Source organism: Pseudoalteromonas sp. AS84 (assembly GCF_038900255.1).
Lineage (GTDB): Bacteria > Pseudomonadota > Gammaproteobacteria > Enterobacterales > Alteromonadaceae > Pseudoalteromonas.
Genome location: NZ_JBBMQY010000030.1, coordinates 25,740 through 42,481, shown reverse-complemented (window position 1 = coordinate 42,481; position 16,742 = coordinate 25,740). Strand labels below are relative to the sequence as shown.

Here is a 16,742-nt window from a genome sequence, read left to right as displayed (position 1 = left end):
CATCGTCTAGAGGCCTAGGACACCGCCCTTTCACGGCGGTAACAGGGGTTCGAATCCCCTTGGGGACGCCACTTACTATTTTAAGTACTGTATAAAGCAGTGTGACACCGCACTCTCTATACACGACGTTATCAAGAGTACTAATCTTTTGGGGATGCCATTTACTTATTTTAAGTAATGTATAAAGCAGTGTGACATCGCACTCTCTATGCACGACGTTATCAAGAGTACTAATCTCTTAGGTATGTCATTTACTTATTTTTTAATAGGGAAGTGCAGTGTTATTAGAATAAAACTCAAAAATAAATATCCTCATTTTACCCCAACTTTGTATTTTTATATCAATCTATTTACACTTCGTTACAAAACCAAACCGATAATCGCTCCATATTCCTTGTTGTACTTTTAATTAGTCTTTAAACTCATTGAGTTAATTTAAATATGGACTAAAAAATGAAACTCACAAAAATTGCACTCGCTGTTTTACTTGCATCAGGGTTAGCTGCATGTAATAGCTCAACTCAAGCTGTTGATAAAAATATTGTTACAGAAACATCAATTCCTGGCGTTACACTTATTGAATCAGTGAAATCTAATGCAGGTGAAATCAACATACCGTATAAAAAATATAAACTAGATAACGGTTTAACAATAATTGTGCATGAGGATCATTCAGACCCCTTAGTACACGTTGATGTAACATACCATGTTGGTTCTGCTCGCGAAGAGTTGGGTAAGTCAGGCTTCGCTCACTTTTTTGAGCATATGATGTTTCAAGGTTCAGAAAATGTTGCTGATGAGGAACATTTTAAAATAATATCTGAAGCAGGCGGTACTTTAAATGGTACTACTAACTCAGATAGAACAAATTATTTTGAAACAGTACCTGTAAATCAATTAGAAAAGATGTTGTGGCTAGAAGCTGATCGAATGGGCTTTTTACTCGATGCTGTAACCCAAGAAAAATTTGAAGTACAACGCGAAACAGTAAAAAATGAGCGCGGCCAACGCGTTGATAATCGCCCCTATGGTCGCTTAGGTGAGCGTGTTGCTCAAGCAATGTACCCTGATGGTCATCCATATTCATGGCCTGTAATTGGTTTTATGGACGATCTTAATCGCGTAAATGTAAATGATTTAAAAGCATTCTTTTTAAAGTGGTATGGTCCTAATAATGCAACGCTTACTATTGGTGGCGACATCAACGCTAATGAAATACTGCCTTTAGTTACTAAATACTTTGCGCCAATCCCAAAAGGCCCTGAAATTCCTACAGTAGAAAAAACAGCTGTAACACTAGATGCTGATAGATATATTTCAATGGAAGATAAAGTTCATTTACCTTTATTAAGCATGAGCTTCCCAACGACTTACGCTCGCTCTGAAGATGAAGCACCACTGGATATACTTGCTGAAATATTAGGTGGTGGTAATAATTCACTACTATACAAAAACTTAGTTAAAACTCAACTTGCTGTTCAAGCAAGTGCAAATCACCCATGCCAAGAGTTAGCGTGTTCAATTAGTCTTTATGCTTTACCAAATCCTACAGCAGGGAAAACGTTAGCTGATATGGAAAAAATCATTCGTGATTCATTTGTTGAATTTGAAGAGCGAGGCGTTACACAAGATGATTTAGATAAAGTAAAAGCTAAAATAGAATCGGGTGCAATTTTTGGTCTGCAAAGCGTATCAGGTAAAGTCTCTCAACTAGCCGCGTCAGAAACATTTACTGGTAATCCAAACTCAGCTAAAGATGAGATTGCACGTTATAACAAAGTTACAAAAGCTGATGTTATGCGTGTTTTTAATCAATATATCAAAGATAAATCTGCCGTTATTATGAGTGTTGTGCCAGAAGGGCAGACACAGCTTATAGCTGCACCAGACAACTTTACTCCTAAAACGCATGATTTTGGAGGTCCATCTACAACTTCAGCTGATGATTTAGTGGCACGAAGAGCTGTTGATACATTTGATCGAAGTGTTCATCCAGAGGCCGGCGCAAATCCTGCTGTTGATGTTCCTACTCTTTGGCAAACTAAGACCGAAAACGGTATTAAAATATTAGGTACTCAAAGTACAGAAACACCAACTACCGCTATTTTCATTAAAGTTCCCGGTGGCCTGTACAGTGAGCAAGCTAGTAAAGTTGGTTTATCATCAATAACTGCATCGTTAATGAGCGAGTCAACGCAAAACTACACTACAGAGCAGATGAGTAACGCGCTTGAAAAGCTAGGTAGCCAGGTAAATATCTACTCAGATAAAACACATACAAATGTGTATGTTTCTAGCTTAACCAAAAATGTCGATGCAACGCTAAAGCTTGTCGAAGAAAAGTTATTTAAACCAGCATTTAATGCAGATGACTTTGAGCGTAATAAAAAGCAAATCATTCAAAATATTCAACATTCAATGAAGGATGCTGGGTATTTAGCATCTAATACATATAGTAAATTACTATATGGAAACAATATAGCCGCACTTCCAAGCACTGGAACGCTTAATAGTATAGAGGCTATTACACTTGCTGACGTTAAAGCTTTTTATAGCGCAAACTTTAAACCGCAGGGCGCTCAAGTCATTATTGTTTCTGATTTAAAAGAGTCAACAATTGAACCAAAAGTTAAAGCTACACTTACAAACTGGAAAGGTAAATCGAGCTCAGTAGCGGTTGATTTCAGTGAACCTAAAGTAGAAACTAATGTGATTTATTTGGTTGATAAACCTGATGCTCCTCAATCAGAAATTCGTATTGGTAAACGCGATATGGTTGAAGATATTACAGGTGAGTTTTTTAAAGCTAACTTGATGAACTTTGCACTGGGCGGCACGTTTAACAGCCGTATCAATTTAAATTTACGCGAAGATAAAGGCTACACTTACGGTGCTCGCTCTCGTTTTTGGGGTGATAAAACATCGGGTGGCTTTACTGCTTCTGCAGCGGTGAGAGCCGACTCTACTGCAGCGTCTATTACAGAGTTTACTAATGAGCTTAATAACTATGCTCAAAACGGTGTCACTGACGAAGAGCTTATGTTTATGCGTAAAGCTATCAATCAAAAAGATGCGCTTAAATACGAAACGCCTAATGCAAAACTTGGCTTTTTAGCACAAATATTAGAATTTGATTTAAAACCTAGCTTTGTAAAAGAAAGAAATGAGATTGTTAGCAATATTAGCAAAGAAGAAGTTAACGCCTTAGCTAAAAAACACTTAAATACTAAAGACATGATTTATTTAGTAGTGGGTGATGCTAAAACACTCCGCCCAGAGCTCGAAAAATTAGGTATGAAGGTTGTTGATTACAGCCTTTAATATTTAAATAAATAATTGGAATTATAAAGCAGCTTTTTTAGCTGCTTTTTTTTGCCTAATTGTAGAGTGTTGATCTTTTTTGAAAAAGAGTTCACAAAGAACAACTACAGTATCTTTTCTCCAAGTATAAAATATAGTTTCGTAGCTTAAGCCTTCAAAGAACATCACATTCCTAGCTTTTTTATTCAGTACTTATAAAGATTCGATTTGGTAGCATAAACTTAAACATCCAACTTTATTAGGAGGATTTATGGCAAGTGGATGGGCACGAGACAGTGCAATTCAAGATCAAATTGATGCGAGTGTTAATGACGCCGTACAGTACGCAAGAAGCAATTTAATATCTGGCGCAAGTGCAGAGCTATGTGATGAGTGCGACGAGAAAATCCCACAAGCACGAAGGCTTGCGTTACCAGGAGTGCGTTATTGTGTTGCATGCCAAGCTGCAATAGAAGGTAATGGTGTTAGCGCAAAATCATTCAATAGACGTGGTAGTAAAGATAGTCAGTTGCGTTAAAAAGGTGCTAAAAAGCACCTTTTATTTAATACCAATCTACACAAGTATCTGAACAATTCATAAAATTTGTTACACCCTCAATTAGGCCCCACATGACTAAGCAAATTGTTATCACTTGAATTTGTTAGTGAGTAATTTAAAAGTTACTCATGTCTTCTTTTTTCTGAATTAGCTCTATTGAGTAGCCATCAGGGTCTTTTACAAAAGCAATTTCAGTGGTACCGCCTTTTACAGGACCTGGTTCACGGCTAACATTGCCACCGGCTGCCTTAATATCAGCACAGGCTTTGTAAATATCTTCAAATTCAATAGCTATATGTCCATAAGCATTACCCAGGTCGTAGCTATCTTCATCCCAGTTATATGTCAATTCGAGGACCGTCGTGTCCTTTTCATTTCCATACCCAATAAAAGCTAATGTATACCGATACTCGTCATTGTCGGCTCTGCGTAATTCTTTCATACCCAAGACTTCAGTATAAAAAGCAATTGATTTGTCTAAATTAGCTACACGCAGCATAGTATGTAATAAACGCATTATTAAGTTCCTTTGGTGATTTTTTCAAAGTTCAGTATATTTTCAACTAAGCACTATTATTAAGCACATTTTGTGGTTTTATGTGTATTAGCCATATATGTAGGCGTTACTTATAGATCACAACCTCAATGCGATGGAGATTTGGAAGCTGTTCATGTATGGCCTTTATGATTTACCAATAACATCAATTGTAAATTGCCAATTAATGAACCGTTTTATTGAATTTTGCATATTTAAATAAAGAACACTTAATTATTGGTCAACCTATTAGTATAAAAAAAGTTACTGATTGTTCAACAAAAGTTAACCTGGGTTTGATTGGGTTAGTTCTCCCTAACTAATTGTTTTTATTTTGTATTAAATTTTTTTGTATGTAATTTGTAAAAATGCGGGGTTTACTTGGTTAACTTATTGGTTGACAAAAAAGGCGTATGGTAATACAGTTTTTGCATACCAATTGGTAAGTTGCTTGGTTTGAGTGAATACAATGTATTGGTAATTAATCAGAGTTACGTTTTGCACAGGTTAATTTATAAATAACTCAAGCTTAAAGTTACTCTACAAATTGAAACAAAAGACACAGCGTATTTATAGAGTAGATTTTACTTGTTCTTATAAAAGTATGCGCCACATATTTAGGAGTTATTCATGTCAAAACCAGTCATCGGTTTCATCGGCTTAGGCTTAATGGGCGGCAACATGGCCGAAAATTTACAAAACAAAGGCTATGAGCTAATTGTTATGGACCTTAGCAAAGATGCGGTTGCAGCATGTGTTGCTAGAGGCGCAAAAACAGCAAGCACTGCAAAAGAGCTAGCTGAAGGTTCAGATATTGTTATGTTTTGTCTTACAACTTCAGCAGTTGTAGAAAAAATTGTTTACGCAGAAGACGGTATCTTAGCAGGCATTAAAGAAGGTGCAGTATTAGTTGATTTTGGTACTTCTATCCCATCATCTACTAAAAAAATTGGTGCTGATTTAGCAGCAAAAGGCGCAGGCATGATTGATGCTCCTCTTGGTCGTACTCCAGCACATGCTAAAGACGGTCTTTTAAACATTATGGCTGCAGGCGATATTGATACATTCAATAAAGTTAAACCAGTACTAGAAGATCAAGGTGAAAATGTTTTCCATCTTGGCGAGCTAGGTGCTGGTCATACAACTAAGCTAATCAACAACTTCATGGGCATGACTACAGTATGTGCTATGTCACAAGCGTTTGCAGTTGCAGAGCTTGCTGGTGTTGACCGTCAACAACTTTTCGACATCATGTCGACTGGTCCATCTAATTCACCGTTTATGCAATTTTGTAAAAACTATGCGGTTGATAATGTTAGCGACCTTGGTTTCTCAATTGCTAATGCAAACAAAGATTTAGGCTACTTCCTACAAATGGTAGAAGATTTAGGTACACAATCTAAAATCGCTGAAGGTTCATCAGCTAACCTACAAGCAGCGTTTGACGCTGGTATGGGTCAAGGTAACGTTCCTGAAATTTTTGATTACTTCAAAAAGTTAGAAAAGTAAAAAACACGACAAATGGCGCTTAGCTTTATAGTTTAGCGCCAGCACACACACTTTCGATTGACGAGACTTAGCCTGCTTTGTGCAACACCACTTTTAAATATTCATAGAGCCTAATTCGAGTCACAATATAAAGAGTTAACTATGCGTTTAATTAATACTATAAAGCTAAGTTTAGTTCTGATTGGTTGTATATCTACGCAATTAGCAGCCAAAGATTATTTTGTAGATGATAAACAAGCCTTCCGTGATATTTCGTCTAACTTAGTTGCTGGCGACAAAGTAATCCTTAAAAACGGTACATGGTCTGACTTCGAAATCCTACTTGAAGGCCAAGGCACAAAAAACTCTCCTATTTTATTGACCGCTGAAACTAACGGTAAAGTAATCTTATCGGGTCAATCTAACCTAAGACTTGCAGGTAAATACCTTGAAGCTTCAGGTTTAGTATTCAAAGACGGCTATACACCGAGCTCAGCTGTAATAGAGTTTCGTAAAAATAAAAATGAATTAGCCTACAATTCACGAGTTACACAAACAGTAATTGATAATTACAGTAATCCAGACAAACGAGAGTCTGATTATTGGGTGGCACTATATGGACAACATAACCGCTTCGATCATAGCCATTTAGTCGGCAAACGAAATAAAGGCGTGACAGTTGCTGTGCGTTTAAATACTGAAGCAAGTCAGGAAAATTATCATCGTATAGATAACAACTACTTTGGTTACCGTCCTACTTTTGGTTCGAACGGTGGTGAAACCCTACGTATTGGCACCAGCCATTACTCATTAACTGATTCGCATACATTGGTAGAGAATAACTACTTTGAACGCACCAATGGTGAAGTAGAAATTGTGTCGGTTAAGTCAGGCAAAAACATCCTTCGTAATAATGTATTTTATGAAGCGCGCGGTACATTAACGCTGCGCCACGGTAACGGTAACCTTATAGAAGAAAATATTTTCATTGGTAATGGTGTTGATCACACTGGTGGTATACGCGTTATCAATAAAGACCAAATTGTAAGAAACAACTACCTACAAGGTCTAACAGGATATCGTTTTGGCAGTGGTTTTACTGTGATGAACGGCGTACCAAATTCATCTATTAATCGTTATCACCAGGTTGAAAATGCGACAATTGAAAACAACACATTTATAAATGTGCGTCATATTCAACTTGCAGCTGGTAGCGATGCTGAACGAAGTGCGGCGCCTAAAAACAGCACAATGAAAAACAACTTAATCATAAATCAAGATGGCGAACAGCCATTTACAACATTTGATGATGTAAGTGGGTTGGTACTAAGTAACAACATTGCTGATACAAAAGTGATTTCTGAGTTAATGTACGGTGTAAAGAAAGAAAAAATCACACTTAAAAAAGCAAGTAATGGTCTACTTTACCCAACATTTAAAAGTTTAAATGTAGGTGCAAAGCGCGATTTAAAAGTGCTGAAAAAAGAAGATACCGGTGTTAGCTGGTATGCAAAAGTACCTGCCTTAGTTGATTTTGATTCTGGTAAAACACATTCTGTTAAAGCTGATGTAAGTGCATTACTAGACGCTATTGATAATGCAGAGTCGGGTGATGTATTAGAACTCGCACCTGGTCAGTATGATGTTTCTAAACTGGTTAAAATTGATAAAACGTTGACAATTAAAGCGAAGCAAAGCGGCAAGTCTAAACTTACTTTTCAACGCTCTACATTATTTGAAATACATGATGGCGGCAGCTTAAAACTAGATGGCTTATCAATTTCAGGTGAAAACGCGCCAGATGCAATAGGGAACAGCATTGTTCGTACGCAAAAATGGGGTATGGTTGATAATTATCGCTTTGTAATGACTAACTCTGAGTTGAATGCTTTAGATATTAATCATTCATTCCATTTCTTTATCACTGGTAAAGGTGCAATGGCTGATGAAATTATTCTTACAGGTAATACCTTTAATACAGTAACAGGTGACATTTTACGTCTAAATACTGAAATTGAAGACTTAGGTGTTTATAACGCGGAATACGTCATTGTAAATAATAATACATTTAACGATGTAGAAGGCGGCATAGTTAAGCTTTACCGTGGTGGTTCAGATGAAAGTACATTTGGTCCTCATTTTGAAATGACGAGTAACACGCTTAATAATATTGGCTTTGGTAAGCGTAATAAAGAGCAAGCGAGCATTTATGTTCACGGTGTTCAGGTTACTAATATCACAGATAATAAATTTGTTAAAACTGCTCCTATTGTTGTAGAGCACACAGTAGGCGAGCCTAAAACTGAAATCTCAAACAATACATTTGATGAAACTAAAGCACCAAGTGTGAAAGAGCTAAGAGTTAAAGGCCCGCATACGGCAGTATTAAAAAATAACAACATTTTAAATAAGGCAGGGTAAATACTATGCACTTATTAAAATGCCAAACAGGTTTTAAAATAGCTGCTGTAGCTGCACTTACATTACTTACATCATTGGGTGCGCATGCAGCGCACCCAAACTTAGTAATTACTACTGATGATGTTAAGCAAATGCGCCAAGCAATTAGTAGCAACAGTAGCACAAAGTTTGCTAACGCGTTTGAATCGCTAAAAGCACAAGTTGATGAGCAAATTGCACAGCCTATCACTGTGCCAGTTCCAAAAGACGGCGGTGGTGGTTATACACATGAGCGTCATAAGAAAAATTACCAACTTATGTACAATGCGGGCATTATTTATCAATTAAGCCAAGATGATAAATACGCAAATTATGTACGTGATATGTTGCTTGAGTATGCAAAATTATACCCAACGCTTGGTCTGCATCCAAAACGTAAAATGGATTCGCAAAATCCAGGTAAGTTTTTTTGGCAAAGCCTAAATGAAGCAATGTGGCTTGTGTACACAATACAAGCATATGATCTAATTCATGACTCGTTAAATGCCGATAACATTAAAAAAATTGAAAATGACTTACTACGACCTGTTTCGTTGTTCACATCAGTAGGCCAGCCTTCTACATTTAATAAAGTACATAACCATGGAACATGGGCAACAGCGGGTGTTGGCATGGCAGGGTATGTATTAGGTGAACCTGAGTGGGTAGAAAAATCATTATACGATTTAGAAAAGTCGGGTAAAGGTGGCTTTATTAAGCAGCTAGAGATGCTGTTTTCACCACAAGGTTACTATAACGAAGGTCCTTACTATCAACGCTTTGCACTATTACCCTTTGTAACGTTTGCTAAAGCGATTGAAAACAACGAACCGCAACGAAAAATCTTTGAATATCGCGATGGCATATTATTAAAAGCGATTGATACGACGATTCAACTTAGCTACAACGGTTTGTTCTTCCCAATTAACGATGCAATAAAAAGTAAAGGTATCGATACCATTGAGTTAGTAAATGGTGTAACTGCGGCATACGGTTTAACCAACGATGCAGGTTATTTAGATATTGCTAAGCAACAAGACCAAATAATCCTCTCTGGTGATGGACTAAAAGTAGCTCAAGCACTTGATAACAACATGGCAAAACCTTATTCGTTTAAATCAGTTGCTTTCGGCGATGGTAATGACGGTAAACAAGGTGCTCTAGTTGTAATGAGAACGCAGCTAGGTGGCGATCAAGCTCTACTATTTAAACCTGCTGCACAAGGTTTAGGTCATGGTCATTTTGATAAACTAACATGGCAGTTTTACGACCACGGTAATGAAATTGTATCTGATTATGGCGCAGCACGTTTTTTAAATGTAGAAGCTAAATACGGCGGTCGTTACTTACCAGAAAACGAAACTTACGCTAAACACACTGTTGCGCACAATACGGTAGTGGTTGACGAAACAACACATTTTAATGCAAATGTTGAAGTAGGTAATAATAACTACCCAACGCTTAACTTCTTTGAAACAAATGAATATGGCACGGTTTCAAGTGGCGAAATAAGCACAGCTTATAAAGGCGTTGATCTTGAACGCACGCTTGCACTTATTAACTTACCTGAACTACAAAGCACAGTTGCACTTGATATGTTTGATGTTGCAGCAAATAAAGCGCATCAGCTTGACTTGCCTTTGCATTATAAAGGTCAGCTTATCGATACCAGCTTTGAGCTAAAAGCGAATGCAACACAACTCGCTGCATTAGGTACTAAAAATGGCTACCAGCATCTATGGCTTAAAGCTCAAGCGCAACCTCAAAGTGGTTTAGCTAAAGTAACGTGGTTAAACGAGAATGGCCGCTTTTATACGCAAACGAGTTTAGTTAAAGGTGATGAGTCTTTCTTGTTTACCCAAATAGGCGCAAACGACCCTGATTTTAATTTACGCAACGAAAACGGTTTTATTCGTCGCGTTGAGGGTCAAAAGCATCATAAATTTATATCAGTATTAGAGCCTCACGGTGAATATAATCCAAGTAAAGAATATACCTTAGAAGCTGTTAGCAGAGTTACAAAGCTTGAATATAGTCAGCAGGGCGATTTAACACTTGTTGAACTTGATATTAAAGGCAAGTCATATTTAGTGGCTATTAATAAAGCACCAACATCAGCTAAAAACACATTCAATTATCAAAATAAAGAGTTCACTTTAAATGGCCGATTAGCCGTTTATATGATGAACAATAATCAGGAGTAAATAGGATGCAAAAGCAAAGCGCAAACTTTTCATTTGGCAACGAGACTGAAATTGAAGATTTAGGAAATGGTCTAAAACGTCAAATGCTAGGTTACAACGAAGAGCTAATGGCTGTTAAAATTTGGTTTGAGAAAGGGGCTATTGGTTATAACCATGCTCACAGACATTCTCAAGTAACGTATGTTGTTGAAGGTGAATTTCACTTTAACATTGATGGCGTAACTAAAATCTTAAAACCGGGTGATAGCTGCTTAATCCCACCATTTGCTGATCATGGAGCTACCTGCCCAACAGGCGGAATCCTGATTGATACCTTTAGCCCAGCGCGTGAAGACTTTCTTGAGGATTAATTATGCAACTTAAAGGCTTACGTTGGTGGGTTATAGCGCTAATTGCGCTAGCTACCATTATTAACTATATCGACCGTCAAGCACTTAGCGTGCTTTGGCCTGATATTGTTGAAGATTTATTCCCTGATGAATCAGCATTAGAACGCAAACAAATATACGCTAATATTTCAATTGTGTTTGTATTTGCTTATGCATTTGGTCAAGCCATATTTGGTAAAATATTTGACTGGGTAGGCACACGCTTCGGTTTTGTTTTATCGATAGGTGTTTGGTCTATTGCAACCGTTGCCCATGCATTTGCACAAGGTGTACTTAGCCTTAGTATTTTTCGCGCAATCTTAGGTGTAGCCGAAGCTGGTAACTGGCCGGGCGCAGCTAAAGGTAATGCTGAATGGTTTCCAACTAAAGAGCGTGCTTTAGCACAGGGTATTTTTAACTCTGGCGCTGCTATCGGCGGTATTATTGCGATTCCTTTAATTGCATACTTAACTATCTACTTTAGCTGGCAAATGGTGTTTGTTTTTGTTGGTGTATTAGGTTTTCTTTGGTTAGTGCCTTGGTTAATTTTAGTTAAAGCGCCGCCTAGCTCTCACCCTTGGCTTACTGCCGAAGAACGTGAATATATCTTAACAGGTCAAAGACGTGTTGATGATAATGGCGATGTGACTGGCGAAGATGAAGAAGAATATAACCCGTCTACTGCTGAGTTACTCTCTCGCAAACAAAGCTGGGGTGTAATTATTGCCTCTGCTGCGATTGACCCTATTTGGTGGTTATTTGTTTTTTGGATACCTATTTACCTAAACGAAGTATACGGCATGGATGTTAAGTCTATTGGTATATACGGTTGGGTTCCTTATGTTGGCGCTATGTTTGGTGCATGGTTTGGTGGCTTACTGGCACAAAATCGACTTAAAGCCGGATGGAACACTGATAAAACACGTAAGTTAACTATTACGCTAGGCTGTTTAATTATGCTACCTGCGTTACTTGCAATGGCAAATCCAGGCGGACCAACGACAGCGGTACTAATTATGGCTGTTATTTTATTTGGTTTTCAAACTGCAATTGGTAATGTGCAAACACTACCAAGTGATTTGTTAGGCAAAAAAGCTGTAGGTACATTATCAGGTTTTTCTGGTATGGCGGCAAAACTTGGTGCTGTAGGCCTTACATCGCTTGTGCCTATTCTTACTGCTGATGGTAACTATACACCAGCATTTGTTATTGGTGCTTCTTTAGCCATTATAGCAATGGCAGCTGTTTGGATTTTAATTCCAAAAATAGAACCTCTTAAAAAGCCTCAATAATCTAGATAATAACTGCTGTGCCAACATATTTTGTATAAGTGCATAGCAGTTAACTACATAGGGTAACTTCCAAGATGAAAAATATTTACTTTATCGGTGAATGCATGGTCGAGCTTAGGGCTATGAGCGCGGCAACACTACACCAATCATTTGCAGGCGATGTTTATAATTCTGCAGTGTATTTAAAGCGTTGCTTCCCACAGGTTACTACTTCGGTTGTTACGGCTTTAGGTCAAGATAATTTAAGTAAAAAAATGCTAGAGCGCTTTGAAAGTGAAGAAATAAATACGCAACTTGTATTTGCTCACGATACTAAAGTACCTGGCATGTATTACATAGAAACCGATGAGCATGGTGAGCGTAGCTTTATTTATTGGCGCAATGATTCTGCAGCTAAAAAGGTTGTTGATTTTTTAGATGCTGATGCACTTGAGCAGCTTAGCCAAGGTGATATGTTTTTCTTTTCAGGAATTTCATTAGCAATAATTGAAAAAAGTGCACGTGAGCAATTTTGGAAAGTTGTAAAGCAGCTCAAAGATGCTGGAGTTAAAATAGTTTTTGATCCTAACTACAGAGCGCGTTTGTGGAATAGTGTAGAGGAAACTAAAGAGCAATATCATTTAGCCTTTACGCTTGCAGATATTACCCTACCTGGCGTTGAAGATTTAACAACACTTTATGACGTACATAGCGTAGAAGCGGTTGTTGAATATTTAAAACCTTACCAAATAGAAGAAATTGTTGTTAAAAATGGCCCTGAATCGGTAGTGACAAAAGAGGGCGAGACCCTTCAAAGCCACACTATAATACCGGTAACAAATGTTGTAGATACTACATCAGCAGGCGATGCTTTTAACGGTGTTTATTTAGGTGCTCGTTTATCTGATAAATCAATTTCAAGTGCTGTACAACTTGCTGCAAAAGCAGCAGGTGCTGTTATACAACAGCCAGGCGCTATTGCTCCAAAAGATATATTTCAGCTAGCAATGGTTGAAGCTGGGATCTGATACCAATTTTATTAAAAACATGATCACCTTAGCGTATTAAATAACTCACTAACTACGTTAAAAATTATTTATATAGAACAACTATGTATCATAATTTTAGCCTTGTTATTGAGCTATTTTCTTGTCGCTATAATAGCTCATTAATTTAATGCAATTGGTATAACAAAATAATTAACCTGAACTCTGGTTAAGAGATTTACTAACATATTGAATCATGGTGATATTTAAAATTATTTTCTCTAGCTAGAGATTTTCAGTGAAAACAAGGCGAATTTACGCGTCAATAGCGGGCCTATTGCAAGTAAATTCAACGCAGTTAGCGCTGAAAATAGCTGCTTGAGATAGATTTATTATCTAGAGTTCAGGTTAATCAAACATTAAAGGCCGCCATACCTCGGCCGCATTACTTTTTTATAAAGGAACAACGTTATGACTCGCTTTTCTGAACTTATGTCAGGACAAACACTGCTACCTATAATTCAAGCTGATACGCCAGAGCAAGGTGTTCAAATAGCGAAAGCTATGGCTAACGCCGGCCTTACTTTAGTTGAAGTAGTGCTAAGAACAGAAGCTTCTTTAGAAGCATTAAAAGCTATTAAGGCACAAGTGCCTGAGCTAAAAGTAGGTGCGGGAACAGTCATCAATACTGATATTTTGGAGCAAGCACTTGAAGCGGGTTCTGACTTTATTGTAACGCCAGCTGTGTCTCCTGTACTACTTGCCGCACTTGCTAAATGTAATGTACCGGTACTTCCTGGTGTATCAAACACAGGTGATATTTTAATGGCGCTTGAATATGGCTTTGAAGAGCAAAAATTATTCCCGGCATCGCTAGCCGGTGGAGCACCTTTTGTATCAGCTGTATCGTCAGTATTTAGAGCAGTCAGCTTTTGCCCTACAGGCGGTGTTAGCGAAAGTAACAAAATGGACTATCTTTCTTTAAATAATGTATTCGCCGTTGGCGGTACTTGGATAGCGAAGAAAGAATGGGTTGAGCAAGAAAACTGGCAAGCAATTACCGATTCTTGTATCCAGGCTTTAAAATAGAAAGGATTGCATAAATGAATTATTTAGCCCCAACAATACTGCCAGGCGTAATCGTTGGCGATGAAGTAAGTGCTGTGTATGAGCATGCGCGTACTAATCAATATGCTTTGCCAGCGGTAAATGTTGTTAGTACAACATCTATAAATGCGACGCTAGAAGCTGCTAAAAAGAAAAACTCGCCCGTTATTATTCAGCTTTCTAATGGTGGAGCTCAATTTTTTTGTGGTAAAAGCTTATCTTTACCAGAGCAACAATCAGCAGTGCTTGGGGCGGTAAGTGCTGCAAGATATGTACATTCAGTGGCAGCACATTATGAAGTGGCAGTAATGCTTCATACTGATCATGCAGCTAAAAAGCTACTACCTTGGATTGATGGTTTGCTTGATGAAGGTGAAAGACACTTTGAACTGACGGGCAAACCACTGTTTAGCTCGCATATGATTGATCTTTCCGAAGAGTCTTTAGAAGAAAATATTGAAATTTGTGAACGTTATTTAACGCGTATGGCAAAAATAGGTATGACTCTAGAAATTGAACTTGGTTGCACGGGCGGCGAAGAAGACGGTGTTGATAACTCACACTTAGATAGCTCTTCTTTATATACTCAGCCTGAAGATGTTGCATTTGCTTACGAACGTTTGAGCCGTATTAGCCCTAACTTTATAATTGCAGCGTCTTTTGGCAATGTTCACGGTGTATATAAGCCGGGTAACGTTGTTCTTACACCCACTATTTTAAAAGATTCACAAGCTTACGTATCAGAGAAATTTAATCTACCAAGCAACTCAATTAATTTTGTGTTTCATGGTGGTAGTGGTTCTGAGTACAATAAAATTGCAGAGTCTTTAACCTATGGCGTAGTTAAGATGAATATTGATACCGATACGCAATGGGCTTGTTGGACAGGTATTTTAGATTACTACAAAGATAACCAAGCATACCTACAAGAGCAAATTGGTAACCCTGATGGGGAAGATAAGCCAAACAAAAAATATTACGACCCTCGCGTATGGCTGCGTCATTCAGAGCAAAGTATGGTTGCAAGACTAGAGCAATGCTTTGACGATCTAAATTGTGTAAATAGGTATAGCGCATGAAAAGATTAAATACAGTATTGAAAGAAGACGGTGTAGATACCGATCTTATTTTACTTATTCGCACAATTTTAGCGACTAGTAAAGAAATTGCTTTTCGAGTAAGTCAGGGTGAATTAGCCGGTGTTTTAGGCTCAACTCTTAACGAAAATGTTCAGGGTGAAGTTCAAAAAAAGTTGGATGTAATCGCAAACCAACTACTTAAAGACATACTACTTGACGATAGCAGCGTACGCTCAGTTGCATCAGAAGAAGAAGATCATGCAGTAGGTGGTCATCCTGAAGGTAAGTTTATTGTTGCCTTTGACCCATTAGATGGCTCTTCTAATATTGATGTTAATGGTCAAATAGGCACTATATTTACTATTTACTTAGCCCGTGATGATGTTGCTTTCGACAGTGACGAGCAATTTAGTCAGCCAGGTGTGAATCAAGTATGTGCAGGCTATGTGTTATACGGCCCTTCATCATTACTTGTAATGAGTACTGGTGGTCCAACACGTTGCTATACATTAGACTCAACACATGGCGGTTACTTATTGACAAATAAGCAATTGAATGTGCCTGAGCAAAGTCGTGAATTTGCCGTTAATATGGCAAACTACCGTTATTGGGACGAACCGACACAAGTGTATTTTGATAAATTGCTATATACCTGTGAAAGCTTTGAAAAAAGCTCAATGCGCTGGAATGCAGCGATGGTAGGTGACGTTCATCGTATTTTATGCCGAGGCGGGTTATTTTTGTATCCGCAAGATAAACGCAGTGGTAACGATAACGGAAAAATAAGACTGCTTTATGAAGCAAACCCACTAGCACTTTTAGTTGAAAACGCAGGTGGTAAAGCAACCTCTAGAGGAACGCGTATTTTAGATATTGCGCCAACGAGCTTGCATCAACGCGTGCCTGTTGCTTTGGGCTCAAATGAGCCTGTAGAGTTTTATAATAACGCTATTTTATAAAACAGTACTTAATAAAAAAGGGGCAAAAAAATAGCCCCTTTTTTACTCTTACTTTTCGTTCTCTCTGTCAATAATCCTTTCTATACAAACTCACTTCATTTCTTAATTTTCTTATAGTCTTCAAATAAGAATACTTTATATATATTAGATAAATCTGATTTACTTAACCTCATGTAAAACCAATTTTTTGCTCTAAAGTTATGTTTTTTCGCAGTAATTATACATGATTGAATTCAATTTTTGACCAGAGAAACAGTGCGCGGTTAACTTTATGTTTATTTATTGTTATTTATTTGAGTGAGTGTAGTGGAAAAAGTTATTTTATTATGGTTATATTACCAAGTTGGTTAACAATTTATTTGCAACTCAAATAAATTTGGTAATACACAAGTGAATTATTTGGTAACACACACAATAGATAACCAAATAGTAAAATCATAAATTTGG

Annotated in this window: 13 protein-coding genes and 1 tRNA gene; 12 read left to right on the top strand and 2 right to left on the bottom strand. The window is 37.6% G+C overall.

All coding sequences use genetic code 11. The features are described from left to right. The first annotated feature begins 1 nt into the window (after window position 1). A tRNA-Glu gene (locus WNY79_RS19655) sits at window positions 2-71 on the top strand. Between the two features lie 382 nt (window positions 72-453). Further along, a complete protein-coding gene (locus WNY79_RS19650) occupies window positions 454-3,321 on the top strand; it encodes a pitrilysin family protein (protein WP_342876684.1) in 2,868 nt (955 codons plus the stop codon). Window positions 3,322-3,342: 21 nt separating this feature from the next. On the opposite strand, the gene WNY79_RS19645 is transcribed toward WNY79_RS19650, so the two are convergent. Further along, complete coding sequence (locus tag WNY79_RS19645) at window positions 3,343-3,486, bottom strand: hypothetical protein (protein WP_170072881.1); 144 nt, start codon at window positions 3,484-3,486, stop codon at window positions 3,343-3,345. Window positions 3,487-3,571: 85 nt separating this feature from the next. On the opposite strand from WNY79_RS19645, the gene WNY79_RS19640 reads away from it, so the two are divergent. After that, window positions 3,572-3,838: a DksA/TraR family C4-type zinc finger protein gene (locus tag WNY79_RS19640; RefSeq protein ID WP_342876683.1), complete on the top strand. Its 267-nt coding sequence runs from the start codon at window positions 3,572-3,574 to the stop codon at window positions 3,836-3,838. Window positions 3,839-3,974: 136 nt separating this feature from the next. On the opposite strand, the gene gloA is transcribed toward WNY79_RS19640, so the two are convergent. Next, window positions 3,975-4,376 (bottom strand): lactoylglutathione lyase, encoded by a 402-nt coding sequence (gloA, locus tag WNY79_RS19635; RefSeq protein WP_024598720.1) that lies wholly within the window; start codon window positions 4,374-4,376, stop codon window positions 3,975-3,977. Window positions 4,377-5,024: 648 nt separating this feature from the next. On the opposite strand from gloA, the gene WNY79_RS19630 reads away from it, so the two are divergent. The 9 genes from WNY79_RS19630 to WNY79_RS19590 all read left to right on the top strand — a co-directional run bounded on the left by WNY79_RS19630 (window position 5,025) and on the right by WNY79_RS19590 (window position 16,295). Further along, window positions 5,025-5,903, top strand: a complete 879-nt coding sequence (locus tag WNY79_RS19630) for an NAD(P)-dependent oxidoreductase (protein ID WP_024598719.1) — start codon at window positions 5,025-5,027, stop codon at window positions 5,901-5,903. Between the two features lie 141 nt (window positions 5,904-6,044). Further along, a complete protein-coding gene (locus WNY79_RS19625) occupies window positions 6,045-8,303 on the top strand; it encodes a chondroitinase-B domain-containing protein (protein ID WP_342876682.1) in 2,259 nt (752 codons plus the stop codon). Between the two features lie 5 nt (window positions 8,304-8,308). Next, window positions 8,309-10,525, top strand: coding sequence for a heparinase II/III family protein (locus tag WNY79_RS19620; RefSeq protein ID WP_342876681.1), 2,217 nt, complete (start codon window positions 8,309-8,311; stop codon window positions 10,523-10,525). Between the two features lie 5 nt (window positions 10,526-10,530). Further along, entirely contained in the window at window positions 10,531-10,875 is a 345-nt protein-coding gene (locus WNY79_RS19615; protein WP_002962963.1) for a cupin domain-containing protein, read from the top strand. A gap of 2 nt (window positions 10,876-10,877) precedes the next feature. Then, window positions 10,878-12,185: an MFS transporter gene (locus WNY79_RS19610; protein WP_007585328.1), complete on the top strand. Its 1,308-nt coding sequence runs from the start codon at window positions 10,878-10,880 to the stop codon at window positions 12,183-12,185. A 74-nt stretch (window positions 12,186-12,259) separates the two neighbouring features. Beyond that, a complete protein-coding gene (locus tag WNY79_RS19605) occupies window positions 12,260-13,192 on the top strand; it encodes a sugar kinase (protein WP_342876680.1) in 933 nt (310 codons plus the stop codon). 429 nt (window positions 13,193-13,621) lie between these two features. After that, entirely contained in the window at window positions 13,622-14,239 is a 618-nt protein-coding gene (eda, locus tag WNY79_RS19600) for a bifunctional 4-hydroxy-2-oxoglutarate aldolase/2-dehydro-3-deoxy-phosphogluconate aldolase (protein WP_337120128.1), read from the top strand. Window positions 14,240-14,253: 14 nt separating this feature from the next. After that, window positions 14,254-15,336, top strand: coding sequence for a class II fructose-bisphosphate aldolase (gene fbaA, locus WNY79_RS19595; RefSeq protein ID WP_024598714.1), 1,083 nt, complete (start codon window positions 14,254-14,256; stop codon window positions 15,334-15,336). Then, entirely contained in the window at window positions 15,333-16,295 is a 963-nt protein-coding gene (locus WNY79_RS19590; RefSeq protein ID WP_024598713.1) for a class 1 fructose-bisphosphatase, read from the top strand. Before fbaA ends, WNY79_RS19590 begins: the two co-directional genes overlap by 4 nt. The last annotated feature ends 447 nt before the right edge of the window (window positions 16,296-16,742 follow it).